24 protein-coding genes are annotated in these 25,044 nt (G+C 68.8%); 9 read left to right on the forward strand and 15 right to left on the reverse strand.

The window, feature by feature from the left end; translation table 11 throughout:
* The 7 genes from ACNI65_RS09735 to ACNI65_RS09765 form a co-directional block, all read right to left on the reverse strand.
* A complete protein-coding gene (locus tag ACNI65_RS09735; RefSeq protein ID WP_416762664.1) occupies positions 1 to 459 on the reverse strand; it encodes a phage tail protein in 459 nt (152 codons plus the stop codon).
* Positions 460 to 570: 111 nt separating this feature from the next.
* Complete coding sequence (locus ACNI65_RS09740; RefSeq protein WP_416762666.1) at positions 571 to 2,193, reverse strand: phage tail sheath family protein; 1,623 nt, start codon at positions 2,191 to 2,193, stop codon at positions 571 to 573.
* Between the two features lie 18 nt (positions 2,194 to 2,211).
* On the reverse strand, positions 2,212 to 2,931 hold the full coding sequence (locus ACNI65_RS09745; protein ID WP_416762668.1) for a hypothetical protein: 720 nt from the start codon (positions 2,929 to 2,931) through the stop codon (positions 2,212 to 2,214).
* On the reverse strand, positions 2,928 to 3,506 hold the full coding sequence (locus ACNI65_RS09750) for a DUF4255 domain-containing protein (protein WP_416762670.1): 579 nt from the start codon (positions 3,504 to 3,506) through the stop codon (positions 2,928 to 2,930). The genes ACNI65_RS09745 and ACNI65_RS09750 overlap by 4 nt, the downstream gene beginning before the upstream one ends.
* Before the next feature lie 168 nt (positions 3,507 to 3,674).
* Entirely contained in the window at positions 3,675 to 4,475 is an 801-nt protein-coding gene (locus ACNI65_RS09755; protein WP_416762671.1) for a response regulator, read from the reverse strand.
* Between the two features lie 222 nt (positions 4,476 to 4,697).
* Positions 4,698 to 6,260 carry a methyl-accepting chemotaxis protein gene (locus ACNI65_RS09760; RefSeq protein ID WP_416762673.1) on the reverse strand — a complete coding sequence of 521 codons (1,563 nt, stop codon included), beginning with the start codon at positions 6,258 to 6,260 and terminating at the stop codon, positions 4,698 to 4,700.
* 214 nt (positions 6,261 to 6,474) lie between these two features.
* Positions 6,475 to 7,656 (reverse strand): methyl-accepting chemotaxis protein, encoded by a 1,182-nt coding sequence (locus tag ACNI65_RS09765; RefSeq protein WP_416762674.1) that lies wholly within the window; start codon positions 7,654 to 7,656, stop codon positions 6,475 to 6,477.
* A 74-nt stretch (positions 7,657 to 7,730) separates the two neighbouring features.
* On the opposite strand from ACNI65_RS09765, the gene ACNI65_RS09770 reads away from it, so the two are divergent.
* Positions 7,731 to 9,167, forward strand: coding sequence for an MFS transporter (locus ACNI65_RS09770; RefSeq protein WP_416762675.1), 1,437 nt, complete (start codon positions 7,731 to 7,733; stop codon positions 9,165 to 9,167).
* A gap of 180 nt (positions 9,168 to 9,347) precedes the next feature.
* Positions 9,348 to 10,259 (forward strand): hypothetical protein, encoded by a 912-nt coding sequence (locus ACNI65_RS09775; protein ID WP_416762677.1) that lies wholly within the window; start codon positions 9,348 to 9,350, stop codon positions 10,257 to 10,259.
* 4 nt (positions 10,260 to 10,263) lie between these two features.
* Here ACNI65_RS09775 and ACNI65_RS09780 read toward each other — a convergent pair whose 3' ends face one another.
* The 3 genes from ACNI65_RS09780 to ACNI65_RS09790 form a co-directional block, all read right to left on the reverse strand.
* On the reverse strand, positions 10,264 to 11,166 hold the full coding sequence (locus ACNI65_RS09780) for an MBL fold metallo-hydrolase (protein WP_416762678.1): 903 nt from the start codon (positions 11,164 to 11,166) through the stop codon (positions 10,264 to 10,266).
* Positions 11,167 to 11,274: 108 nt separating this feature from the next.
* Positions 11,275 to 11,400 (reverse strand): hypothetical protein, encoded by a 126-nt coding sequence (locus ACNI65_RS09785; protein ID WP_416762679.1) that lies wholly within the window; start codon positions 11,398 to 11,400, stop codon positions 11,275 to 11,277.
* A 13-nt stretch (positions 11,401 to 11,413) separates the two neighbouring features.
* Positions 11,414 to 11,839: an organic hydroperoxide resistance protein gene (locus tag ACNI65_RS09790; RefSeq protein WP_416762681.1), complete on the reverse strand. Its 426-nt coding sequence runs from the start codon at positions 11,837 to 11,839 to the stop codon at positions 11,414 to 11,416.
* A gap of 314 nt (positions 11,840 to 12,153) precedes the next feature.
* On the opposite strand from ACNI65_RS09790, the gene ACNI65_RS09795 reads away from it, so the two are divergent.
* On the forward strand, positions 12,154 to 12,480 hold the full coding sequence (locus ACNI65_RS09795; protein WP_416762683.1) for a hypothetical protein: 327 nt from the start codon (positions 12,154 to 12,156) through the stop codon (positions 12,478 to 12,480).
* On the opposite strand, the gene ACNI65_RS09800 is transcribed toward ACNI65_RS09795, so the two are convergent.
* On the reverse strand, positions 12,481 to 13,458 hold the full coding sequence (locus tag ACNI65_RS09800) for a bestrophin family protein (protein WP_416762684.1): 978 nt from the start codon (positions 13,456 to 13,458) through the stop codon (positions 12,481 to 12,483). It lies immediately after the preceding gene.
* Between the two features lie 271 nt (positions 13,459 to 13,729).
* Here ACNI65_RS09800 and ACNI65_RS09805 point away from each other — a divergent pair, with 271 nt between their 5' ends.
* The 5 genes from ACNI65_RS09805 (at position 13,730) to ACNI65_RS09825 (ending at position 18,907) form a co-directional block, all read left to right on the forward strand.
* Complete coding sequence (locus ACNI65_RS09805) at positions 13,730 to 14,146, forward strand: hypothetical protein (protein ID WP_416762685.1); 417 nt, start codon at positions 13,730 to 13,732, stop codon at positions 14,144 to 14,146.
* 223 nt (positions 14,147 to 14,369) lie between these two features.
* Entirely contained in the window at positions 14,370 to 15,035 is a 666-nt protein-coding gene (locus tag ACNI65_RS09810) for a response regulator (RefSeq protein WP_416762687.1), read from the forward strand.
* On the forward strand, positions 15,032 to 16,534 hold the full coding sequence (locus ACNI65_RS09815; RefSeq protein WP_416762688.1) for a sensor histidine kinase: 1,503 nt from the start codon (positions 15,032 to 15,034) through the stop codon (positions 16,532 to 16,534). Before ACNI65_RS09810 ends, ACNI65_RS09815 begins: the two co-directional genes overlap by 4 nt.
* Before the next feature lie 131 nt (positions 16,535 to 16,665).
* Positions 16,666 to 17,745, forward strand: coding sequence for a tripartite tricarboxylate transporter substrate binding protein (locus ACNI65_RS09820; protein ID WP_416762690.1), 1,080 nt, complete (start codon positions 16,666 to 16,668; stop codon positions 17,743 to 17,745).
* 64 nt (positions 17,746 to 17,809) lie between these two features.
* Positions 17,810 to 18,907: a porin gene (locus ACNI65_RS09825; RefSeq protein ID WP_416762691.1), complete on the forward strand. Its 1,098-nt coding sequence runs from the start codon at positions 17,810 to 17,812 to the stop codon at positions 18,905 to 18,907.
* A gap of 34 nt (positions 18,908 to 18,941) precedes the next feature.
* Here ACNI65_RS09825 and ACNI65_RS09830 read toward each other — a convergent pair whose 3' ends face one another.
* The 4 genes from ACNI65_RS09830 to ACNI65_RS09845 form a co-directional block, all read right to left on the reverse strand.
* Positions 18,942 to 19,499, reverse strand: a complete 558-nt coding sequence (locus tag ACNI65_RS09830) for a flavin reductase family protein (protein ID WP_416763603.1) — start codon at positions 19,497 to 19,499, stop codon at positions 18,942 to 18,944.
* A 135-nt stretch (positions 19,500 to 19,634) separates the two neighbouring features.
* Positions 19,635 to 22,121, reverse strand: a complete 2,487-nt coding sequence (locus ACNI65_RS09835) for a mechanosensitive ion channel domain-containing protein (RefSeq protein ID WP_416762692.1) — start codon at positions 22,119 to 22,121, stop codon at positions 19,635 to 19,637.
* A gap of 57 nt (positions 22,122 to 22,178) precedes the next feature.
* Positions 22,179 to 22,775 (reverse strand): hypothetical protein, encoded by a 597-nt coding sequence (locus ACNI65_RS09840; RefSeq protein ID WP_416762693.1) that lies wholly within the window; start codon positions 22,773 to 22,775, stop codon positions 22,179 to 22,181.
* 14 nt (positions 22,776 to 22,789) lie between these two features.
* Complete coding sequence (locus ACNI65_RS09845) at positions 22,790 to 23,140, reverse strand: hypothetical protein (RefSeq protein ID WP_416762694.1); 351 nt, start codon at positions 23,138 to 23,140, stop codon at positions 22,790 to 22,792.
* Positions 23,141 to 23,369: 229 nt separating this feature from the next.
* Between ACNI65_RS09845 and ACNI65_RS09850 the strand changes: the two genes are divergently transcribed.
* Positions 23,370 to 24,815, forward strand: coding sequence for an NAD-dependent succinate-semialdehyde dehydrogenase (locus ACNI65_RS09850; protein WP_416762695.1), 1,446 nt, complete (start codon positions 23,370 to 23,372; stop codon positions 24,813 to 24,815).
* The last annotated feature ends 229 nt before the right edge of the window (positions 24,816 to 25,044 follow it).

A 25,044-nucleotide genomic window follows, 5' to 3' on the forward strand; every position in this document is an offset into this window, starting at 1 on the left:
TCAGGCGTTGGCGATGGTCAGGCCCTCGTGGGCGATCTCGATCGTCTCGACGGCAACCTCGTTGCCCTCGGCCTTCAGGTCGGTGCCGGTGATCTTGGTCGGCCAGGCGTTGGTCAGCGTCCACACCATCGTCGGTTTGCCTTCCTCGTCGAGCAGGCTGATCGTCACGGGCAGCCGCTTGATCGTGTTCATCTTGATGGTGTTGAACCAGTCCCAGAACTTGTTGTCGGACTTGAAGACGCCCTTCTTCATCGTGACGTTGCCGTACTTCTTGAGGCCCGGCATCTTGATGGGCGAGAACACCGGACTGTCGCCGTGGCGGTACTCGATGGGCTGCGCCTCGACGTCCAGCCCCGAGACCTCCTCGAAGGACAGCACCGCCGAGTCCCACTTCACCTGGAAGTGGAACTTGGGCAGGGGCCAGACATTGGTGGATTGCTTGGAACCGTCATCAGCCATTTCGCTTGCTCCCTAGCGTCGTGGACCGGCCGCGGATGGTGGGCGGCGCGATCGCGGATGGATCGTGGTGGTGTCCCGGAATGGGGTGGTGGGTCGCGGATCCGCGCGGGATCAGGACTTGGGCATCTGCTGCTGGAAGGTGATCTCGATGAACTCGGCCGGCCGCACCATGGCCACGAGCACGGTCACGCGCAGGATGCCCTCGAGGACGTCCTCGGGCGTCATCGTCTCGCCCAGTCCGACGTGGACGCTGAACGCGTCCTCGGGCACCGCGCCCATCAGGCCGCCGCGCTTCCAGATGCCGGTGAGGAAGTTGCTGATCATGCTCTTGATCGTCACCCAGGTATTGGCGGTGTTGGGCTCGAAGACCAGCGCCTTGGCGGCGAGCCGGCAGGACTCCTCCAGCATGATCATCGTGCGGCGCACGTTGACGTAGCGCCAGTCCAGGCTGTTGCCGTCGAGCGTGCGCGCGCCCCAGACCAGCACGCCCTCGCCGATGAAGCTGCGGATGGCGTTGATGGACTTGCCCTGCGGCGTGACGTTGAGGTCCTCCTGCTGCTCGGCCGAGATGGACACGGTGGGCGAGATCACGCCCGAGAGGCTCACGTTGGCCGGGGCCTTCCACACGCCGCGGCTGTTGTCGACCATCGTGTAGATGCCGGCCATCGCGGGGCCGGGCGGCATCACGTTGAGATGGCGTCGCGCTTCCTTGAGCACCGTGACGAAGACGCCGCTGATGCTGGACAGCGTCTTGTTGAGCAGCGCCTTCTGCGCCAGCACGCCGGCGTTGATCTGGTCCGGGGTCGGGTCCTTGGCGTCGGGGTTGGCCTTCTTCTCCTCCGCGAAGGCGGTGGTGACCTTGGCCTTGAAATCGGCGCCGAGGTCGTTGACAGCGTCGACCATCGCCTTCTCGCGCGGCACGGTGGTGTCGGCCTTCAGGCGCAGCTCGGCCATGATCATGGTCTTGAGCGCCGGGAGGCTCGCGGGGTCGATGTTCTCGAAGCCCAGGTCCTTCTCGCCGACGATCGAGGTGTTTAGCCAAGGGTAGTAGGCGACCGCGAAGTCCAGGTAGTTGATGCCGAGCTTGTCGCGGAAGGTCTCGATCGGCGAGGGCATGGCGGTGAAGTCCTGGTCGCCGCCATAGAGGTCCAGGATCGCGATGCGGCTGCGCATCTTGCTGCCGCAGTGCGCGAGCATCGCCTGCTGCACGGCGTTGCAGTCATCCACCGTCTTGAGCCGCACGGCCTCGGGGACCAGCAGCATCGTGGGCTCCTGCTCCTTGAGCAGCGTCTCGATGCCGGCGGAGAGCTTGTCCTTGTCGAGCTCGTCCTTGTAGGAGCCGACGGAGACGATGTAGCAGGGGCCGCCGCCGTTCTGATAGAAGTGCCGCAGCGCCTGGTACAGCGCGAACTGGCCGCCCTTGGCGCCGTCCACCTGCGTCATCACGTAGCCCTTGGTCTCCTGGTCGAGGTCGGGCGCGGCCTTGAAGTCGGGCGTGGTGTCGGCCGCGGCCTCCGCGATGCTGAACAGCGGGGAGGGCGGGCCGCCGAAGAACTGGTGGTACTCCGCCATCGAGCTGATGCGCCACGGCTTCATCGACAGCGGCACGTTGCGGTTGTCGGCGTACTCCGTGTGCCCGATGAAGGCGGGCACGGCGGTGGCGACCTCCACCACCGAGTTGGGGAAGGCGTTCTTCTCGACGATGTAGACACCCGGCGTTTTCATCACGGCCATGGCTGGCTCCTTCGGCATTCAGCGGTTGAGGAAGATTTCGTGGACCGGCCTGCGTCGGCCGTTGCGGTGCTCGCAGATCAAGCCGGCGGGCGCGGCCAGGGGAACCGGCGTGAGCAGGCGGCGCGACGCGCCCTCGGTCTCGCGCAACTCCAGGTGCAGCGCGCCGCGCTCGCGCAGCGGCAAGCGGCGCGTGGAGCGGAAGACGGCGGCGACCCGGCCGTCGTCCAGCGTCTCGGGCTCGTCGCGGCGGAACTCCACGCCGCCGTCACGATCGACGAGCGCGATGGGCACGTCCGGCCAGTCGCCCACGAGCAGGTATTTCCAGGTGCCGCGTCGCGCGCGCAGACGACGTGTCGCGCGCAGCGGCAACGCGGCGATCCAGGCGTCGAGTGGGAGCTCGCGGGCGCGCGGCGCGGCGTCATCCAGCGTGATCTGGAGATGACCGGCGCGGTCGCGACGGTCCGTGTACAGGGCATGGCGCGGATCGCTGGCGCGCAGTGTCCAGGCGGGTGGGGCGATATCGCCGCGCAGGTCCTCCCAGACCTGCGGCAGCCGCGGCTCGGCCGCCGCGAGCAGCAACTCGCCGTCGCGCTGGCGCACGACGAGGTCGTGGCGCCGGATCCAGTCGGCGCCATCGGGGTCGGGGTCAAAGCGCAGGCCGCGCGCGGGGGCGCCGTCGAAGTAGTCATGCTCCACGCGCAGGCGCGCCAGCTCGATGAAGCGGGTGAGCGTGCTCATGACAGGTTGCCGCGCAGGTCGCGGTCGGTCTGGCCGATGAGGATGTCGCGGCCGCGCGCCCACTGGCTGTCGACGCTGACCAGGCGGATGCGATAGAGCACCGACGGCAGATAGCGGCCGCTGTGGATGGACCACAGGCTGTGCATCTCCGCGCTGCTGAGGTTCTCGATGTTGAGCGTGAGGCGCTCCAGCGCGCTGTCCATGCCGGGGCAGTTCTGGTGGTCCATCACCGGGCGCGACTGGAAGAAGGCGATCGCCGCGGACAGACACTTCAGCGCCTCGGTGTAGTTCGTGCCGCTGAAGTTGGCGGCGCACATCACGAGCAGGTTCAGGTAGACGGGATCGGGCGTCTGCAGGCGCGAGGGCAGACCGCCGGGCGCGGCCGCGCGGTGGGCGACCATGTCGCGCTCGATGCCCGCGAGGAACATCACCAGCTTGTTCTGCGCCAGCGGCACCGGGCCGCCGTTCTGCTCGAGCAGGTTGGTCAGCGCGACCAGGTCCTCGTCGGCGCCCAGGCGATGACGAAGGTGCTGGTTGAGCTGCTGGGCGACCTGCTGGAGCGCGGCGTCGATCATGCGTGACCCTGACGTGGAGGAACGGACCGAAGGGGTCCGGGCTTGTGGGTCAAGCGTAGGGGGGCGGGTTCGTCGGGCCCATCGGCATTCGTCTGATTCGCGCCGCGGTCGATGCTGAGATTGCGTGGCCGATTCACGTGTCGATCAATGCGCTGATCGATGCGCCGATCAACGCGGCGGCGGCGCGTCCAGCGTGGTGAGGCCCTCGCGCAGCGCGAAGCGGGTGAGCTCGGCGATGCTCTGGATGCGCAGCTTGGCGTAGACGTGCTCGCGGTGGGTGGCGACGGTCTTGGCGCTGACGTGCAGCTGGTCGGCGATCTGCTGGGCGCTGTAGCCCTCGGCGAAGAGCTGGACCATCTCACGCTCGCGCGGCGTGAGCTGCGTGACGGCGAGCTCGCGCGGATCCTGGCGCATGCCCGCGAGCGTGCCCTGCAGCAGCTCGCCGCTGATGAAGACCTGGTGCTGCATGACGCGGCGCACGCCGCGCACGAGTTCGTCGAAGGAGTTGTCCTTGAGCACGAAGCCCTGCGCGCCGGCATCGATGGCGGCGACGACCTCGCGCGGCAGCGCGCGCGTGGACAGGCACACGGCCTTGCAGTTCATCGGCTCGGCGCGGATGCGGCGCAGCGCCTCCAGGCCGTTCATCACCGGCATGTCGGTGTCCACGAGCAGCAGGTCGGGCCGGTGCTCGCGGGCCAGGCGCACCAGTTCCAGCCCGTCGCGCGCCTGGGCGACGACGTCGATGTCGGGCTCGCGCTCGAGCAGCGCGACGAGGCCGTCGCGCACCAGCAGGTGGTCGTCGGCGACGATCACACGCAGCCGCGACGCAGTGGGCGCGCGCAGCGGCAGCCCGGTCTTGGCGAGCGCGGCCGTCAACAGCCGGCGCGTCTGCTGCGCGGCGGAAGAGGGCGGGTGTACGTGGTCCAGCTCGCGCAAGGCTTGCGTGAGCAGCTGTGTCAGTTCTTGCATGGGGTCCTCCCTGCCGGCGTTCCGCCGTGTCAGCCGCGTGTGGAGAGCGGACGCGCAGGGTAGTGAGCGGGGAGGACGAGCGTCAACCTGTGAGAGCTTTCAGGATGGGAATCGGGACACGATGTCGGGATGCGCGGGGGAATTCCGTTGGGCCCGAGAGGCCCTCGGGAAGGGTGCTCTCGGATTTTCAGAAGCGCGGAATCGGTGGATGGCTGATTGTCATCAGGCCGTCGCGCGCAGCCTGAACTGCGTCACCAGCTTGGACAGCTGCTGGGCCTGACCGTTGAGGCTTTCGGCCGCGGCCGCGCTTTCCTCAACCAGCGCGGCGTTCTGCTGGGTCACCTGATCCAGATGCGTCACCGCGTCGCCGACCTGCTGGATGCCGCCGTTCTGTTCCTGCGTCGCGGCGGAAATCTCGCGGATCAGCGTGTCGACCTGGCCGACCTGCGCGACCACGCGCTGCATCACCTCGCCGGCGCTCTGCGCCTGCTGCGCCCCGACGTCCACGCGTTGCGAGCTCGCTTGAATGAGATCCTTGATCTCCTTGGCCGCGCCCGCCGAGCGCTGCGCGAGCGCGCGCACCTCCGAGGCGACGACCGCGAATCCGCGTCCCTGCTCGCCGGCCCGCGCGGCCTCGACCGCGGCATTGAGCGCGAGGATGTTGGTCTGGAACGCGATCCCGTCGATCGTGCCGATGATGTCGCCGATGCGGCGCGACGACTCGCTGATGCCCTGCATGGTCTGCACGAGCTCTCCCACGGCCTGGCCGCCCTCGCTCGCGGCGCCCGAGGCCTCCGCGGCCATGCGGCTGGCCTGACCGGCCGAGGCCGCGTTCTGCGCCACCGAGCTGGTCAGCTCTTCCATGGAGGCCGCCGTCTGTTGCAGGCTGCTCGCCTGGCTCTCGGTGCGGGAGCTCAGGTCCGCGTTGCCCTGCGCGATCTCCTTGGAGCCCGTGGCGATGCTCTCGCTGGTCTCGCGCACCTGGCCGACCAGGCGGCCCAGTTGATCGACCATCCGCGCCATGGCGCGCAACAGGTCGGCCGGTTCGTCGCGGCCTTCGGCACGGATGTCGACCGTGAGGTCGCCGCTGGCGACGTCCTCGCTGGCGCGCACCGCCTGCGCGATCGGCGTCGTGATCGAGCGCGTGACCTGCAGCGCCAGCATGATGCCGATGGCCAGCGCGATCGCCACCACCACCAGCGTCACGCGCAGCCCGCTCGTGTAGGACGCCGCGGCATCTCGCGCCGCTTGGTCGCCGCCCGCGCGGTTGAAGTCGACGTCGTCGTTGATCGCCTTGGACAGCTCCGAGAACACTGACGAGGACTTGCCCGCGGAGAGCTTGCGCGCCGTCTCGTGCTGCGCTTCGCCGCCGGCGATCGCGCGCTGCAACTCCGCATCGGCCTCGAGGTAGGACTTCCAGCCGTCGCGGATGCGTCCGTAGAGCTCGCGCTCCCGGGTGCCGGTGATCGAGGGCTCATAACTCCCCGCAGCCTTGTCGAAGGCGGCGACGGCGGCGTCATGGTCCTGCTTGAGCTTGGCGCGCGAGGCATCGTCGGTCTCGAGCGCGCCGCGCAGCGACAGCCGTCGCGCGTTGTTCGCCGCGTTCTGCATGTCGGCGAGCTTGGCCACGCTGGGCAGCCAGTTGGTGTTGAGATCCTGGACGTTGTCGTTGATCCGCCCCATCTGCTGGATGCTGAAAGCCGCGATGAAGCAGAGCAGGGCCAGCACGGCGGCGAAGGCCAGCGCCAGGCGCTTGCCGATGCGGAAGTTCCGGAGGATGGACATGGTCGTGACCGGAGGGGAGGCCGGGTGTTACGAGAGGTGTCATCAGGCTGCGCCTCAGAGCCTTCAGAAACCTGTCCGTGAGGACCCCCTGAACACCGTGTGAAGGCGCCGTCCCCACGTCCGGCGACTTCCCGCGAAGTGATTCACGTACGTTAGCGGTACGCCGGACGGCGTACGGTCGCGTCGCATCGGCGCGCGCGGTACCGGCGCGCGCTCAGCCGGCGCCGCGGATCCGGAACTGGCTGACGAGCCGCGCGAGCTGCTGGGCCTGGCCGTTGAGGCTTTCGGCGGCGGCCGCGCTCTGCTCGACGAGGGCGGCGTTCTGCTGGGTGACCTGGTCGAGGTGCGTCACCGCGCCGCCCACCTGCTGGATGCCGCCGTTCTGTTCCTGCGTCGCGGCGGAGATCTCGCGGATCAGCGTGTCGACCTGGCCGACCTGCGCGACCACGCGTTGCATCACCTCGCCCGCGCTCTGCGCCTGCTGCGCGCCGACGTCCACGCGCTGGGAGCTGGTCTGGATCAGGTCCTTGATCTCCCGGGCCGCGCTCGCCGAGCGCTGCGCCAGCGCGCGCACCTCCGAGGCGACGACCGCGAAACCGCGTCCCTGCTCGCCCGCTCGCGCGGCCTCGACCGCGGCATTGAGCGCGAGGATGTTGGTCTGGAACGCGATCCCGTCGATCGTGCCGATGATGTCGCCGATCCGGCGCGAGGCGTCGCTGATGCCCTGCATCGTGCTCACGAGCTCGCCCACCGCCTGACCGCCCTCGGAGGCCGCGCCGGACGCGTCCGACGCCATGCGGCTGGCCTGTCCGGCCGAGGCCGCGCTCTGGGCGACCGAGCTGGTCAGCTCTTCCATGGAGGCCGCCGTCTGCTGCAGGCTGCTGGCCTGGCTCTCCGTGCGCGAGCTCAGATCGGCGTTGCCCTGGGCGATCTCGCGCGACCCGGTGGCGATGCTCTCGCTGCTGTCGCGGACCTGGCCCACGAGCTGGCCGAGCTGCGTGACCATGCGGCCCATCGCGCGCAGCAGATCGGCCGGCTCGTCCCGGCCGACGGCGTGGATCTGCACGGTGAGGTCACCGGCGGCGACATCCTCGGTCGCGCGCACGGCCTCGGCGATCGGCGCGGTGATGGAGCGCGTGACCTGCCAGGCCAGCGCGATGCCGATGCCCAGCGCGGCGGCCACGACGGCCAGCGAGATCGCCAGCCCATCGCGATAGGACGCCGCGGCTGCCTCCGCGGCATCGTCGCCGCCGTCGCGATTGAACACGATGTCCTTGGAGATCGCGTCGGAGAGCGCGACGAAGCGTGTCGCCGCGTCGCCCATCGCGAGCGCCCTTGCTGCCGCATGCGCTGTCTCGCCGGCATGCTCGCTTCCCCGGGCTGACAACGTTGTCATCGTGTCGTATGCTTCGCGCCAAACAAGATCCACGGGATCCCCACGATCCCCGGAAACCAACAGGAGACTCCCTGATGAGCGCAGACCTTTCCCGGATGACCGGGGGCGGGGCACCGCCGGCCCGGACCGGGACGACGACGGATGGCCCCGACGCCACGTCCATGCGGGCCGATTCTGGCGAGCACGCGCCAGGCGGCGTCGATCGCCCCGCGCGCCATCCGCTGACCTGGGTGCCGTCGCTGTACCTGGCGATGGGGCTGCCCAACGTGATGGTCGGCACCGTCGCGGCGATCCTGTTCAAGAACCTGGGCGTGGCCAACGAGGACATCGCGCTCTACACCTCGCAGCTCTACCTGCCGTGGGTGCTCAAGCCCTTGTGGTCGCCGCTGCTGGAGCCCTACAAGACCAAGCGCTGGTGGGTCATCGCGATGCAGTTCCTCATGATGGTGTCGCTGGGCGCGGTCGCGTTCTGCCTGCCCTTGGAGGGTTTCCTGCGCGCGTCGCTGGCCTTCTTCTGGATCGTCGGCTTCGCGTCGGCGACGCAGGACATCGCGGCTGACGGCGTCTACATGACGACGATGCCGCCCCGCGAGCAGGCCCGGTATGCCGGGCTGCAGGGCATGTGCTGGAACCTCGGCGCGGTGGTGGCCTCGGGGCTGTGCGTGTCGATGACGAGCTGGCTGCATCAGTCGCTGGGCTGGAGCTGGGTGCAGTGCTGGATGGCGGTCATGCTGGCGGCGGCGGCGATGATGGGCGGCTTCGGCCTGTGGCACCTGCGCGTGCTGCCGCCGGGCGCGCCTGCGGCCGTGCATGGCCAGGACCTGGCCAGCGCCATGGTCTCGCTGCGCGCGTCGTGGGTGACGCTGTTCCAGAAACCCTCGATCTGGATGATGCTGGCGGTGGTCTTCTTCTACCGCTTCGGCGAGGGCTTCATCGAGAAGTTCGGGCCGCTCTTCCTGCTCGACCCGCGCAGCGTCGGTGGGCTGGGGCTGGACAACGCCGCGCTGGGTCACATCTACGGCAGCGCCGGCACGATCGCGTTCATCGCGGGCGCGTTCCTCGGCGGCTTCATCGCCGCGAAGATGACGCTGCGGCGCTCGTTCCTGCTGCTGGCCATCGCGCTCAACCTGCCGCACCTGACCTATTACTACCTCAGCCACGCCTTGCCCACCGATCTCTGGTGGATCGGCGCGGTCGTGGCCATCGAGAAGTTCGGCTTCGGCATGGGCTCCGTCGGCCACATGCTGTACATGATGCAGCAGCTCGCGCCGGGGCCCTTCAAGATGACCCATTACGCGATGGCCACCGGCGTGATGGCGCTGACCAAGTGGGCCACGGGCAGCGTCAGCGGCTGGTTGTTCTCGGGCGTGGGCCAGCATTACGCGAGCTTCTTCGGCTGGGTGCTGGTGTTCTCGATCCCGCCCATCCTGCTGGCCTGGCGCGCGCCGTTCCTGGTGAAGCTCGAGGACGCCGAACCTGGCGAGCCCACGCGAGCCGCGGGCGGGCATTGATCCCGCGCGCCGGAAGATGACGCGTTTGTCATCTTCCGGCCAGCCCCTCGGCCTCGCTGGCGGCCGGCGTCACGCGCATCGGTTTCGTGATTTCCAACCGGGGAAGCCGTGCCACGACATGACTGACTGGACACCCGGGCCGAACTGACCTCGCGATTCAACTTCGGTTCGAGCCCTGGCATGAGGATCGGCGCAAGACTCCACTTTTTCCATTCGAAGACCGAGCTCGGCAAGGCCGGCTCGAGGGCCCCGGATCCCCACGCCGTCACCCGCGAGCAGTTGGATCGCGCACGCGTGCTGCAGGATCTCTCCAGCAACAACGACGTCTCGCTGAGGCAGCTCCAGGATGGCCGTCGCGTGGTCGTGAAGGTCGGCGCGGAGGTGGTGGATGCGGAAAGCGCGTTGATCCTGGAAGCCGAAACGCTCAAGGAGGATGTCGTGCACCGGATCGGCCTGCTGGTGGGACGGGCCTTCGCGCCCAAGCCCACGATCCTGGTCTCGCCCTCGGGCGCGCGCAGCACGCTCGTGACGCCGGAGATCGACACGGGCCGCAGTGCCCATGGTTACCAGGAGGCTTTCCACACGCTAGGAGACACGGCGCAGGCGCGTAGTCTGCTCGGCAAGTACCACCGCGACGGCTTGAGCGTCTTCGATTTCATCGTCGGACACGGCGATCGTCACGACGCATGGGGCAGTCGAGCGAAAGATTCCTCGGCACGCATGAAGAATGTCCTCGTCGACCGGGATGGAGGGCTTCATTCCATCGATCATGAAGCCGCGTTCGGGAAGCCGCCCTTCGCGGAAGTCTCCGAGGCCGCCGTGCGCGATTTCTTCAAGGGGCGCGATGCCCATCGGACCTTTCGCGCGACCGATCTGAAGCGTCTCATCGACGACACCTACCTGCCACTCGTGGGCGGCGATCATCGGGAACTCGACAAGCTCTATCGGTTCGCAGGGATCGACAGCCACGGCGTCGAGCGCCGCGCCCGGGAGGTGCTCAAGCAGTACGAGGCCCTCCTGGCGGACGATGCCCGCCGCCTGCATCCGACACCGCCGGCCAGACGCCGATTTCCCGGATTCGGCCGAGCCTGATGTCTCAAGACCGGCCCAGCGCGTTCAGCGGAATCTTCAGGTAGCTGACCCCGTTGTCCTCGGCCGGCGGCAGGTGGCCGGCGCGGATGTTGACCTGGATGGACGGCAGGATCAGCGCGGGCACCTCCAGTTGCGCGTCGCGCGCCGTGCGCAGCGCGACGTACTGCGCCTCGCTGACGCCGTCGTGCACATGGAGATTACGCGCGCGCTGCTCCGCCACCGTCGTCTCCCACGCCGGGTCGCGACTGCCGGGCGGGTAGTCGTGGCAGACGAACAGCCGCGTCTCCGGCGGCAGCGCCAGCAGCCGTCTGATCGACCGGTACAAGGTGGCCGCGTCGCCGCCGGGGAAGTCGGCGCGCGCGGTGCCCACGTCGGGCATGAACATCGTGTCGCCGATGAAGACGGCGTCTCCGACGCGATACGCGAGGCAGGCCGGCGTGTGACCGGGCACCGCCAGCGCCTGCGCGCTCAACTCGCCGATGGCGAAGGTCTCGCCGTCCTGGAACAGATGGTCGAACTGGCGGCCGTCGGGCAGGAAGTCGCGCTCCAGGTTGTAGAGCTTGCGGAACACCGCCTGCACCTCGCGGATGTGCTCGCCGATGGCGATGCGCCCGCCGACGCGTTCCTGCAGGTATCGCGCGGCCGACAGGTGGTCGGCGTGGGCATGGGTTTCCAGGATCCATTGCACCGTCAGCGCCTGCTCGGCCAGGTGCGACAGGATTCGATCGGCCTGCTTCGCCGCCGTGTGGCCGGACTTCAGGTCGAAATCGAGCACCGGATCCACGATCGCCGCCTGGCGTGTCGCCGGATCCGCCAGCACGTAGCTCACGGTGCCGGTCTGGGGATCGTGGAAGGCCGCGATGTGCGGATGGGCGGAAGCGGGAGGCGTGGAACGCTGGGTGCTCACGGCGATGACGCGCGGGGCAGGGTGGATGTGCCGGCCACTATACCGAGCCCCGCGCCCGCGGCGGGCCTCGCGCGCCACTCGTGGCGACACGCGAGGCCCGGCGCGTCCTCACACGGGAGGAGGCGACTTCCTGCGCGGGCCGCCGCTGACGATGGCGGTGCATTGCAGCGGATGGCGCACCTCGTGCGCGACACCGCCCAGCAGGAAGAGCAGCGCGAAGACGAGGCGCTTCATGCGGAGGGCCTCGTCAGACCAGCTCGAGACCGACGTTGATGTTGCCGCGCGTCATCTTCGAATAGGGGCAGGTGTCGTGGGCGCGCTTGATCAGCTCGTAAGCGGTGTCGCGCGGCAGGCCGGGCACGGACACGCGCAGGCGGGCGCTGAGGAAGTAGCCGTCGGCGCCCTTGTTGAGGTCGACGCCGGCGTGGACTTCGGTCTCGGCGGGCAGCTTGACGCCGATGGCCTGGGCGGCCAGGCCCATCGCGCCGATGAAGCAGGCCGACCAGCCCACCGCGAAGAGCTGCTCGGGGTTCGTGCCCGGACGCGACGACCCGGGCGAGCTCAGCGCGACATCGAGGCGGCCATCGTCGGACTGGCCGCGGCCCTCGCGTCCGCCGCTGGTGCGGGTCTGCGCGGTGTAGAGGACTTGAACGTGATCGGTGGTCGGGGGCATGCGGAACTCCTGGTGGTGCAGCGGGACTCGCTGCGTGAACCGCATTGAATCGATCGGGTGTATCGCCGATGTGTGATCGGCGCGGCGATTTGGCGCGGCGCGTGTCGGCGACGCGGCCGGACACAGTGGCATACAAAGCGACGACGAGGCGGTGCGAGGGCCTGGCCCGGTGAAGACGCGTGAGCCGCGCGTTTCGGTCGCGTAAAAGCCGGTGCGTGCAGCGCCGCGACCCGCGCGAGCTTAAGGATCGCCTAACCCGCGGGGCGCACCTTACGCCCAAGGCCTCGTTTTGATTGACGGCCCAGGAGAAGCAGATGAGCAAGTCCACCCCGATCCTCGCCATGGTTGCCGCCTTCGCGGCGGCGTCGGCCCAGGCCTCGACCAATCCCGATGACCTGACGCGCCGGGCGGAACGTCGCGCGGCGATGCAGCAGCAGTTGCGCGCGGTGCAGGTGGAGCTCTACTGCGATCACCAGGACAACGCCATGCACCTGCTGCGCGATGCGCGGCGTCAGCTGATGGCGCAGCGCGACCCCGACAACGCGGGCGACCTGCGCCAGCTGGAGAAGGTCAGCTGGCTGGTGCGTCATGGCGATACGGTGCAAGCCATCGCCACGATCGACGCGAGCCGCCTCACGTGATCACATGAGGCAGTAATCCACCGGCTGCAGCGGCGGCGGCACCTCGGGGTCGCCGAGCGCCTGCAGCAGGTCGATCTCCAGCGTGCGGCAGATCGCGTCCAGCGGCAGGTCGTTGGCGCGCAGCCCGAAGGGCTCCTCGATCTCGTCGCCCACCGCGTCCAGCCCGAAGAAGGTGTAGGCCACGATGCCCACGACCAGCGGGGTGAGCAGGCCCATCGAATCCACCAGCCCGAAGGGCAGCAGGAAGCAGTACAGGTGGGCCGTGCGGTGCAGCAGCAGCGTGTAGGGGAAGGGCAGCGGCGAGTTCTTGATCCGCTCGCAGGACGCCGCCGAGGCCGTGAGGCCCGACAGCGTGGCGTCGATCGAGGCCATCAACACCGGATCGATGCGCCCTTGCTGACGACACGCCTGCAGGTCGCGCGCCATGCGCAGCATCAGCCCTGAAGGCGTGTTGGACACGGCGCCGATGGCTTGGGCCTCGTCGGCATCGAGCCAGTCCGAGACCTCGGTACCCGGCGGCGTGCCACGCAACTGGTGCTTGAGCGCATGCGCGAACGCGGCCATGCGGCGGACCATGCGACATTGCAGTGCATCGACGCTCGAGTCCGCGGATGCCACGACGATCGGGTCGGCCGGCGCCTCGACTGGCGCCTCAACTGGCGCGTCAATCAGCGTCAGCACCTGGCGCGCGAGCGTGCGTCCGCGCAGCAGGATGTCGCCCCAGAGCTTGCGCGCCTCCCAGTAGCGGTCGTAGCAGGCGTTGTTGCGGAAGCCCAGGAAGATCGCCAGAGGCAGGCCGATCAGCGAGAACGGCAGCGCGGAGACCTGCAGCTTGTAATCCAGCAACCGGCCGTGGCTCCAGGTCACGAGGATCGCGAGCGCGATGTTGGCGGCCAGCGTCCATTTGATCTGCGCGAGGATGGACCCTCGCATCGCGAGGAAGAGACGGATGCCGGACGGGCGCTCGCGGACGATCATGGCGGGGGGCTGTGGCGCGGAGAGCCGGCAGCTTACCGGAGCCACCGCTGCCGGGCCCCATCGGCGCCGCACGAAGCGCACACCCCTCGAGCCGCTACCCGCCGCGCCGGGTTCGCCCACCCATTCTTGTTTCTGATCACCGCCAGATCCCCAATACCAGTGGATTTGCTGACTTGAACCTAGCAAAACACGGGGTTGGGTCGATTTTGAGCCCCCGCTGCGGGCCTAGCATCGATGACATCGAGCGCAATAGGTCGCGGCAGAGGAAAAGATGAATCCAGAAACCATGGCATTCTGGTTGGCGGGTATTTTTCCGCCGGTGACTGGCTGGATCTTGAATCTCGCGATTCGAGGTCCTGGCGCCTTCAAGACCTCGTGTGCGGATTGGGCGCTGATCTTCTTCGTTTTCGACGCTGCTGTCGCCATTTCATTGCAGGACATCGTCTGCAACATTCCCAACGAGGCAGTGCGAGCGTTCATTCCTTCGATTGCACCGACCTTGATGTTGAGCTCGATGGGCATCTGGATTGCGATTGTCCGCTGGCTCGAGCCGCTGAATCGCAATCGGCGTGGTACGAGCGGCCCATTGTTCTCGCGGCTGGTCGGCCGAGCCGTCATGTGGTCGCTGATTCTCCTCAACACCTTTTTTCATTACTTCCTATTCATTCGGGGGTTCCATGTGGATTGAATTTCTTCTCAATGGTTTGGCGGCATTCGTATTCGGCCTTGTATTCTTCGGTGTCGCCTATTTCCTTGCGTATCGGGCAGGTGTGTTCGACGACGAATTCGAATCTGAGTCGAGTCCTTCCGATCGGCCTGGGCCATGACGCGCCCGCGCGCTGTAGCTCCCGGCTGCCAATGTGGAAAGACACTAGCCGACACCGCAAACCCGCGCGCTAGCATCGCGCGCCATGCGGATCCTGCTTGTCGAAGACGAAAAACCCCTGGCCGATTGGCTGGTGAAGGCGCTTGCGCAGAATGATTTCGTCGTCGATTGGGTGGACGACGGACGGCTGGTGCTCGGCCAACTCGCGGCCACGCGATACGACGCCATGATCCTGGACCTCGGTCTGCCCGGATTGGGCGGCCACGAGATCCTCGCCCGCCTGCGCGACGCCGACTCCCGCGTGCCGGTGCTCGTGCTGACGGCGCGGGACTCGCTGATGGAGCGCGTCAGCACGCTGCACGAAGGCGCGGACGATTTCCTGGCCAAGCCCTTCGAGGTGCAGGAACTGGAGGCTCGCCTGATCGCCCTGATCCGGCGTTCCCGCGGGCGCGACCAGCCACGTTTCGCCTGCGGACCGCTGGTCTATGACGCCGCGTCCAAGCTGTTCACGCTCGACCGCGAACCCCTGGCGCTGTCCCCGCGCGAGCACGCCGTGCTGCGCACGCTGATCCAGCACAGCGGCGAGCCGATGTCCAAGCAGGAGATCCTCGAGCGCCTGTTCTCCGACGAGCAGGACGTGCGGCCCGAGGCCGTCGAGGTGCTGGTGCATCGGCTGCGCCGCCGTCTGGAGTCCGGGAAGGTGCGCATCACGACGCTGCGCGGGCTGGGCTACGTGCTGGAACCGGCATGAAGGCGCTGGCGCTGCCGGCGCGCTGGCGGCGCTTCAGCGTGCGTCGCACGCTGCTGACCCTGGTGCTGCCGGTGATGCTCGGGGCGGTGGGCATCGAGCTGGCGCTGACCTGGGGCACGGCGCTGCAGGCCGCCAACTCGGCCTACGACCGCTCCTTGCTCGGGGCGATCAAGGCGATCGACAGCAACGTGTCGACGGAGACCGGCGGGCTGTCCGTCGAGATGCCGTACCGCTTGCTGGAGTTCTTCGAGCTGACCGCCAGCGGACAGGTGTACTTCCGCGTCAGCACCGAGGACGGCCTGGTGGAGATCGGCAACGCCGGATTGCCCCTGCCCGACCAGCCGCTCAGGACCGGCGTGCCGCGCTTCATCGACGCCGAGTACTTCGGCGCACCGGTGCGTGTCGGGGCGTGGGCCCGCGAGCTCGATGCCGAGCGCCCCGGCCGGCGGATGATCATCCAGGTGGCCGAGAGCACCAACTCGCGCAACGCGTTCTCGCGCGCGCTGCTGATGCAGGCGATGTGGCGCGACCTGCTGACGGTCTCGGTCGTCGCCGGGACGCTGGCGCTGGTGATCGGTTGGGCGCTGCGTCCGCTGGACCGCCTGCGGCGCGACGTCGAGGCGCGCGCCGAGGACGATCTGTCCCCGGTGGACGAGACGCAGGTGCCGGCCGATGCCGCGCCGCTGGTGCGGGCCATCAATCACCACCTGGCCCGGCAGCGTGAGCTGATCGACGGCCGGCGGCGATTCGTCGACGACGCGTCGCATCAGTTGCGCACGCCGCTCGCGACGCTGGCGACGATGGTCGGCTACGCGCGGCGTGAACAGGACCCCGAGCGCCTGGCCGAGGTGCTGGCCGCGCTGAAGGGGCAGATCGACGACACCGTGCGGCGCACCAACCAGATGCTGGCCCTGGCGCGGGCGGACACGGCCGCGGTCGCCATGACGCCGCTGATGCTGGACCGTCTCGCCGACCGCTGCGCGCGCGAGTCCTGGCCGCTGGCCCGTGAGCAGGGCATCGACCTGGGCTTCGAGTGCGCGCGCGAGGACATCGTCGTGCTGGGCCATGAGAGCCAGTTGCGCGAGGCGCTGCTCAACGTGCTGCACAACGCGCTGCGCTACACGCCGCGAGGCGGGCAGGTGACGTTGAGCGTGGAGGTCGAGCCGGGGAACGAGGGCGAAGAAGGCAATGAGGGCAACGAGGGCGAAGTTGAGGCGCGCCCGATGGCCGTGCTCCGCGTCGTCGACGACGGACCGGGCATCCCGGCCGATGAACGGCCGCGCGCCGGCGAGCGATTCTTCCGCGGCAGCAACGTCGATCTGCCGGGCTCGGGTCTCGGGCTGGCGATCGTGCGCGCGATCGCGCGGCGGCATCTCGGCGACATGCACATCGCCGCCGCGCGGATCGATGCCAATGGCCTGGAACGTGGCACCGCGGTCACGCTGCGGCTGCCGCTGCAGGCCGCATCGGAAAACCCGGCCGCGCTGAAAGCCGGCTGAAAGCGCCGCTTCCCTAGAGTCCGCTGCAAGCAGGTGGCGGGCGACCGCGCTGACCCATCGACGACTGGCGAGCTCTCGAGCACGCGATCGACGGCGGGCGGCGGCGACCCAGATCACCGCGAGGAGACAACATGCGATCGATCCCGACCTTCGGCGCGGGCTGGCGCCGCGCGGCCGCCATCCTGGTGGCCCTGTGGGCTGCCGCCTGGCCGGCCACCAGCGCCTTCTCGGCGCCCGCCGGACGCGCGCTGCCGATCACGACGGCGGCGCCGGTGGCGGCATCGAGCGTCCGACTGCCCATCGGCGACGCGTCACCTGAATGCATCGCGCCGGCCAAGCCCGGCGGTGGATTCGACCAGAGCTGCAAGCTCGCGCAGGCGGCCTTCCAGCAAGCCGGGCTGACGCGCGCGCCGATGCGCATCACCTACATGCCGGGCGGTGTCGGCGCGATCGCCTTCGACCAGATCGTCACGCGCCGCCCCGCGGAGGCGCAGACGCTGGTGGCGTTCTCCAGCGGCTCGCTGCTCAATCTCTCTCACGGTCGCTTCGGCAAGCGCAGCGTCGACGACGTGCGCTGGGTCGCCGCGATCGGCGTCGACTACGGCGTGGTGCTGGTCGGCCGGCAGTCGCCATGGAAGACGCTGCCCGAGTTGCTCGCCGCGATCAAGGCCGATCCCGGGCGCATCAGCTTCGCCGCCGGCGGCACGATCGGCAGCCAGGACTGGGTGAAGTCGGCGCTGGTCGCTGGCGCGGGCGGCGTGGACCACAAGGCGATGCGTTTCGTCGCCTTCGAGGGCGGCGGCGAGGCCATGGCCGCGCTCAAGGGCGGCCACGTGCAGGTCTACATGGGCGACGCGTCGGAGGTCTTCGACAAGCTCTCGCCGACCGGCCCCTTCCGCGCGCTGGCCGTGCTGGCCGAGCGGCGCCTGCCCGGTCCGCTCGCGGGCGTGCCGACGGCGCGCGAGCAGGGCGTGGACATCGTCTGGCCCGCGATCCGCGGGTTCTATGTCGGGCCCAAGGTGTCTGACGCGGCGCTGGCCGGCTGGACGGCCACCTTCGATCAGTTGATGGCTACGTCCGCCTTTGACGACCTGCGCGCGCGACACGGCCTGTTCCCGCTGGCCCTGACCGGGCCCGCGCTGCGCGACTTCATCGAGCGCCAGAACCGCGAGTACGCGGCGCTGGCCACGCGTTTCGGCCTGCGGCGATGAGCGCCGCGCGACGCCTGGACTCACCGATTCCCTGACCGCCCCTCCACGACAACAAGGAGACATCTTGAAGACTTCCCGAATTCACAAGAGCGGCAAGAACGCCAGGAGCGCGTTGGGCGCTGCCTGCGTGCTGGGCCTGTGCGCCACGACGAGCGTCCACGCGCAGAGCAGCGTGACCATCTACGGCATCGCCGACGTGCTGATGGAGTACCGCGATCACATGAACGCCGCGGGCGATCACCGCTTCGGCGTGACCTCGGGCGGCATGAACACCTCGCGCTGGGGCTTGCGCGGCGCGGAGGACCTGGGCGGCGGTCTGAAGGCCGTGTTCCAGCTGGAGGCCGAGGTCGGCTTCGACACCGGCGCGGCGGGATCGTCGTTCTGGGGCCGGCAGGCCAACGTCGGCCTGGAGGGCGATTTCGGGCGAGTGATTGCGGGCCGGTCGTACACGACGACCTACGACTTCCTGCTGCCCTTCGATCCGATGGGCTACGCGCCGTTCTACTCCTGGGCGACCTCGGGCGGGCAGATCGCCACGCTGCCGCGCAAGGACGGCATGGTCACGGGCATGTCCAACCTGATCAAGTACCAGGGCACCTTCGGCCCGGTGAAGGTCGGCGCGACCTACGCGCTGGGCGAGGTGGCCGGCTCCGACGCGGCGGGGCGCTTCTTCGCGCTGGCCGGCGCGTACACGGCGGGTCCGTTCGCGGCGACGCTGGTGGTGGATCAGCGCAATGGCGCGACCATCGCCGCCAATGGCCGCTACGACAAGGAGAAGGCGCTGCACTGGGGCGTGTCCTACGACTGGAAGCCGGTGAAGCTGTTCCTGGCGCAGCGCGTCTACCGCAAGGAGTTCGCCGTGGGCGGCGCTGACGCGAAGAGCACGATGACGTGGCTGGGCGCGACCTGGCAGGCCACGCCCGCGTTGAGCTTCACGCCGGCGGTGTACTTCCAGAACATCTCCAGCGGCGCCAGCGGCACGGATGATCCGAAACTCTACGCGGTGCGCGCGAAGTACGAGCTGTCCAAGCGGACCAGCCTGTACGCGGTGGCCTCGACGGCCAAGTCGGGCAGCGGCGGCGTGGTGAGCGTCTCGCGCGACGACAACGGCTTCGCGGACTCGCAGTCCAGCGTCGGCCTGGGCATTCAGCACCGGTTCTGATGTGCGCCCCTCTCCCGCTGCGCGGGCGAGGGGCTCAAGCGTTCTGCACCACGATCGATTCCCCGATCGCGTAGAACTGTCCGCCCGCGATGTAGTGCAGGCTGCGCAGCGCGGGCGGCGCCGACTCGAAGTGCCAATGCCCGTTGCTGAACACGCGCGCATCGGCCCAGGCGGCGATCACCTCGCCGATGAACAGATCGTAGACCTGCTCGTTGCGCGGCTCGGGCAGCACGCGGCAGACCAGCCACGCGGCGCAGCCCTCGACCAGCGGCACGCTCGCATCGGCCACCCTCACATCGACGAGTCGCGCCCCCGCATGCGCGAGCTTCTCCGGATCGTCATGCAGGCTGCGATTACCCAGCTGGTGCGTGAGCGCCGCCTGCTGCGCGGTCGGCACCTGCAGCACGAAGACGCCGCTGGCCTCGACCAGCTCGCGGGTGCGCGTGGCCTTGTCGAGCACCACCGTGACCTTGGGCGGCTTGAAGTCCAGCGCGCAGGACCACGCAGCGGCCATGACGTTGCGCACGCCACCGTGCGCGGCGGAGACCAGCACGGTCGGTCCGTGGTTGAGCAGCCGGTAGGCCTTGTCCATCGGAACGGGCGCGACGGGCGCGGCGTCGGCGAAGACCGGGGTGATCGGGTTGATCGGAAGCGAGGAAGGCGTGGTCGTATTCATGGCGCCGGCGATTGTCGCGTCGACACAGTCCGCGCGCCCTGATGGGGCCATTCATGCCGGCGCGGGGGGTGGTGCGACCTGTCCGGGCAGCAGGCCCTCGGCGCGCAATCGCGTCAGCACGTCGAAGAGCAGATCGCTCTTGATGCCGTAGGCCGCGCGCGGCGAGTTCACGAAGCCCGAGGCATTCATGACCAGGTTGGTCCCATCCACCCCGTCGAGCTGCACGTTGGGCGCGGGCGTCGCGAGCACGCCCGGATGCGCCTGGAAGGAGGCCAGCACCAGCGCCTTCACGCGATCGGTGTCGGTGGCCAGCGGCATCGGCAGCTTGAACTGCACCATGCCCAGCGACTCGCCATAGGTGACGTTGCGCACGATCTTGGTGATGAACTCCGAGTTCGGGACGATGACCGTGGAACGGTCACCCATCTGGATCTCGGTGGCGCGCACGCTGATGCGGCGGATGTCGCCCTCGACGCCCGACAGCGAGACCCAGTCGCCCACCTTCACCGGCCGCTCGGCCAGCAGGATCAGGCCCGACACGAAGTTCTGCACGACGGACTGCAGCCCGAAGCCGATGCCCACGGACAGCGCGCTCGCGACCCACGCGACGCTCTGCAGGCTGAAGCCGACCGCCGACAACGCGGCGGCGATCGCGGCGACGGTGCCGACGTAACCGAAGAGCGTGGTCGTCGAGGACCGCATGCCGACGTCCATGCGCGTGGTGGGCATGTAGCGGTCGGACAGCCAGCCCTTGAGCAGCCGCACCGCGGCCATGCCGATGACCAGCACGGCGATGCCCTGCAGCAGGTCGAAGGGCTTGAGCGTCAGCGCGCCGATGGCCAGGCCGTCCTGCAGGCTGCCGGAGCGGCGCACCAGGTCCATCGGCCCTTCGCCGTAGGGCGCCAGCAGCAGCAACAGCGTGAAGAAGCCGATGGTGACGCGACACAGCGCGGACAGCAGCAGCGCGGTCTGCTCGCGGGTGCGCGGTGGGCGCGGCGTGTCCTCGGCGGCGCTGTCGGCCTGGGTGGCGGCCTTGCCCGCGGCGTCGGGCGAGGTCGCCAGCAAGGTCATGAACAAGTCGTCGACCAGGAGCGTCAGCAGCGAGGCGCCGCCCAGCACGATGAGCGCCCACACGACCTGGTTGAGCACGAACATCGCCAGCGAGACGAAACCGGTCAGCAGCGCCAGTCCCGAGCCGACCAGCACCAGCCACGCGGCGGCGCGCAGCACCGAGAGCCACAACGGGCGAATGGTCAGTTCGGGATGCTGACCGGTGCCGGCCTGATCGTCGCGGGACTTCCGGTCGTCCTTGGACGCCTTGGTGCCCTCGTCAGCGGAGGAGGCGGTGGCAGCCTCCGTGCCTCGTCGCAGCTGCGCGATCGCGGCCGCGAGCACCGCGATGAAGGTGAGCGAGGCCAGCGCGTGGACGGCGCTGTTCCAGGCGATGCTGAGCTCGAGCGTGGCGGCCGTGCGCGAGGACAGCCAGCCCAGCACGACGACGGCCGCGAGCGTGCGGGGGAACCAGGCGAGACGCGCGGCGGTGTCGTCGGGCACCGGAAGCAGCCGCCAGGAGGGCTTGCGGGCCATCAGCAACGCGGCGCCGAGACCGGCGACGAAGCCGCCGAACCAGACGATGGTCTCGACGGTGTCCAGCCACGCGCCGACCGAGCCGGGTGCGTCGCTGAGCGCCGCGGTACCGCTCGTCAGCGTGAGCATCAGGCCGTGGACGATCAGCCCCGGGCGCAGCGTGCGCAGGATCACCTCGCTGACGGCGAAGAGCGATCGGCGCAGACGGCCTTGCGGGACGCGCGTGGCGCAGAGCCGCGCGGTGAGCCGGCGCGCGCCCAGGCACAGCGCCAGCCAGACCGCGACCGCGGCGAGGAAGGTGCCCCAGGCCGTGCCGGGGACGCCATCCCAGAGCGCGCCGAGCTCAGCGAGGAAGACGCGGGCGCGCTCGGTGTCATCGGCGCGCGCGGCGCGCAGCGAGGTCCAGAAGCTGGACTGGAGGACGGACGGGTAGCGCTCGCCGAGCTGCGCGCTGAGCTGCAGGCGCTGGTTGGCGGTGGCGGCGGCGAGGTAGCTGTCGGCCTGCAGGCCGGTGTCCTTGGCGACCTTGACCTGCGCGTCGATCGTGGCGACCTCGCGGTTGAGCTGGGCGCGCAGGGTGGCGAGCTCCGGGGCTTCCTTGACGTCGGGCTGGGGATCGCCGAGCTCGGCGAGCCGGGCCTTGGCGTCGTTGAGGCGGGGTTCGAGCGCGGAGGCGGCCTGATCGGTGCGGGACTTCACCTGATCGACCTTGTCCTTGAAGTCGCGCAGCGATTGCTCGTTGAGCGCCTTGTCCTGCTGCGCCTTGAGCGCCGCGAGGTCCTTGCGGGCGGCGTCCAGCAGCTTGGCTGGATCGGTGGATTCAGCGGCGGGGGGATCCTGGGCGAGGGCGGGCAAGGGCGTCACGCCGACCAGCGCCGCGAGCGCGAGCAGGAAGGCAGCGATCCACGCGCGCGGAGGCGCATGCGGCAGGCGGTCCAGGAAAGCGGTCATCCATCCAGCACGAAGTCAGGGTGCGGCAAGGCGGGCAAGTGGCGATCCCGCAGGTGATCAGACCTGCACCAGGTAGATGCCGTGCCGTCCTTCCCCCTTCCAGAAGTCCTCGCTTTGCGCATCAATACCGAGCGCCTCGAGGTACGCCATCAAGTCCTGCCTGCGCAAGCGGTCCCGGATGCGCCGCTTCTTGTAGTGCTCGGGCGACTCGAAGGGCTGGATCGGACCTTTCTCGAAGAAGACCCATCGATCGCCATCCTCAAGCGCATGCACGACACGGCTTTCCATGCCGGGCACTTGAATCTCAAACTGGTTGAAGGCGTTGATCACGCCATCGGCGGTGCTGTTGATCTGAATGCAGGGAACATTCAGTCTGGCGCTCAAGACATTCACCAGCGTGTGCCATCCGTCAGCGATGTTGCTGACCAGGACGGTGCATACCGGATCCGCCTGCGCTTCAAAGATCACCGCCTTCTTCTTCGTGCGCCCACTGCTGCTGGGTTTGCCAAAAGCCACCTCTTCAAGATCCAAGGGGCTCCTGATCAATTGATAGACAGACCCGTTGTCCCTGCTGGCCGTCTCGCCGAGCGCCGTCGCGACGTGGTCGACCTCGGTGAGAAAGCAGGAAAACACCAAATGAGGCTTGTTGCTCATGTCAGCCTGACCCATCACGATCCCGATCGTCGCTTGAAGCGATCCAAGGCCCAGATCGCCAGGCAGCCGAAGCTGAAGTAGAAGAAGAAACCCAGGATCAGGTCGGCGGCGATCCTTGTCCATGGGTTGTCCAGCATGGCCAGCATCACAATCAACAGCCCCAGCATCAGGGCGGCCATCGCCGCTTGCAGCGGATGAGCGCGCGCCATGTCGGTTATGCCGCGCCAGCTCTTGAGTCCGCCTGTCCACCAGGCCGGCAAGGCCAGCAATGCGCTGAACGAGGTGAAGAGCACCGCATCCACTGGGTCTTGCGAGAGCAGGCGGAAGGCGAATTGCATCAGCAGAAGAGTGACCAGCGGATTCATGAACACGGCATTGTCGAGAGGCTAGGAAATCTATCCAACTTGCGACCTTCCATTGGGGCGCGCAAACCCTCGACACCGCCTTCCGGGAAAGGGATTCAGCGTGCCCGGGCGACCTGCGACCAATACGCCTGTGCTCCGTCGGACATGTCCGCTGCGGCACAACCCCGTCGCAGGGGAGGGGGTAGAGTCAGCGCCCAAGATTTCTTCCTTCGTCTTCGAGGACCACGCGATGACCACTCCCTCCTATCCCGATACCCGCCTGCTGATCGCCAATGAATGGGTCGATGCCACCGGCGGCAAGACGATCGACGTCCGCAATCCCGCCACCGGCGCCGTGATCGGCCGCGTGGCCCACGCCAGCAAGGCCGACCTCGACCGCGCGCTCGACGCCGCCCAGAAGGGCTTCGAGGCCTGGCGCAACATCTCCGCCCACGAGCGCGCCGCCACCATGCGCCGCGCCGCCGCGCTGCTGCGCGAGCGCGCCCCCGAGATCGCCAAACTGCTGACCCAGGAACAGGGCAAGCCCGTCGCCGAGGCCAAGGTCGAGGTCCTCGCCGGCGCCGACATCATCGAGTGGTTCGCCGACGAGGGCCGCCGCGTCTACGGCCGCATCGTCCCGTCGCGCAACCTCGCCGCGCAGCAACTCGTGCTGAAGGAACCGGTCGGCCCCGTCGCTGCGTTCACGCCCTGGAACTTCCCCGTCAACCAGATCGTGCGCAAGCTCGGCGCGGCGCTGGCCACCGGCTGCTCCTTCCTGGTCAAGGCGCCTGAGGAGACGCCCGCGTCGCCCGCCGCGCTGCTGCAGACCTTCGTCGACGCCGGCGTGCCCCCGGGCACCGTGGGCCTGGTCTTCGGCGATCCGCATGAAATCTCCAGCTACCTGATCCCGCATCCGGTGATCCGCAAGGTCACCTTCACCGGCTCGACGCCGGTCGGCAAGCAGCTCGCCGCGATGGCCGGCGCGCACATGAAGCGCGTGACGATGGAGCTGGGCGGCCACGCGCCGGTGATCGTCGCCGAGGACGCCGACGTCGCGCTGGCCGTGAAGGCCGCCGGCGGCGCGAAGTTCCGCAACGCGGGCCAGGTCTGCATCTCGCCGACGCGTTTCCTGGTCCACAACAGCCTCAAGGACGAGTTCACCGCCGCGCTGGTCAAGCACGCGCAAGGCCTCAAGCTCGGCGACGGCCTGGCCGAAGGCACGACGCTCGGCCCGCTGGCCAATGAGCGCCGCGTCGTGGCGATGTCCAAGATCGTGGCCGAGGCGCGCGAGCGCGGCGCCAAGATCGCCACCGGCGGTGAGCGTGTCGGCAGCGCCGGCAACTTCTTCGCGCCCACCGTGCTGGCCGACGTGCCGCTGGATGCGTCGGTCTTCAACGACGAGCCCTTCGGCCCGATCGCCGCGGTGCGCGGCTTCGACGCGCTCGAGGACGCGATCGCCGAGGCCAACCGGCTGCCCTTCGGCCTGGCGGGTTACGCCTTCACGCGGTCGATCAAGAACGCCCACCTGCTCGCGCAACGGATGGAAGTCGGCATGTTGTGGGTCAACCAGCCCGCCACGCCTTCGGCCGAGATGCCCTTCGGCGGCGTGAAGGACTCGGGCTACGGCTCCGAGGGCGGCCCCGAGGCGCTCGAGGCCTACCTCAACACCAAGGCCGTCTCCCTCCTCGGCGTTTGATTGCTCTCCCGCTTGCGCGTGATAAACCTTGTCAATCGGTGCGTATTGGGCCCCCTCGCCCGCGAAGCGGGAGAGGGCAGGGGGTGAGGGCTAGGGGCAGGGCTCGCTGTCGATCACGAGCCCTCACCCCTCCCTCTCCCGCTCCGCGGGCGAGGGCGATCGGTTGGTGCCTTGCATACTCCCTCTCCCGCTTGCGGGAGAGGGCAGGGGTGAGGGCCAGCGGCGAGGG

This window comes from Roseateles sp. So40a, assembly GCF_048081605.1.
Taxonomy (GTDB): Bacteria; Pseudomonadota; Gammaproteobacteria; order Burkholderiales; family Burkholderiaceae_C; genus Roseateles.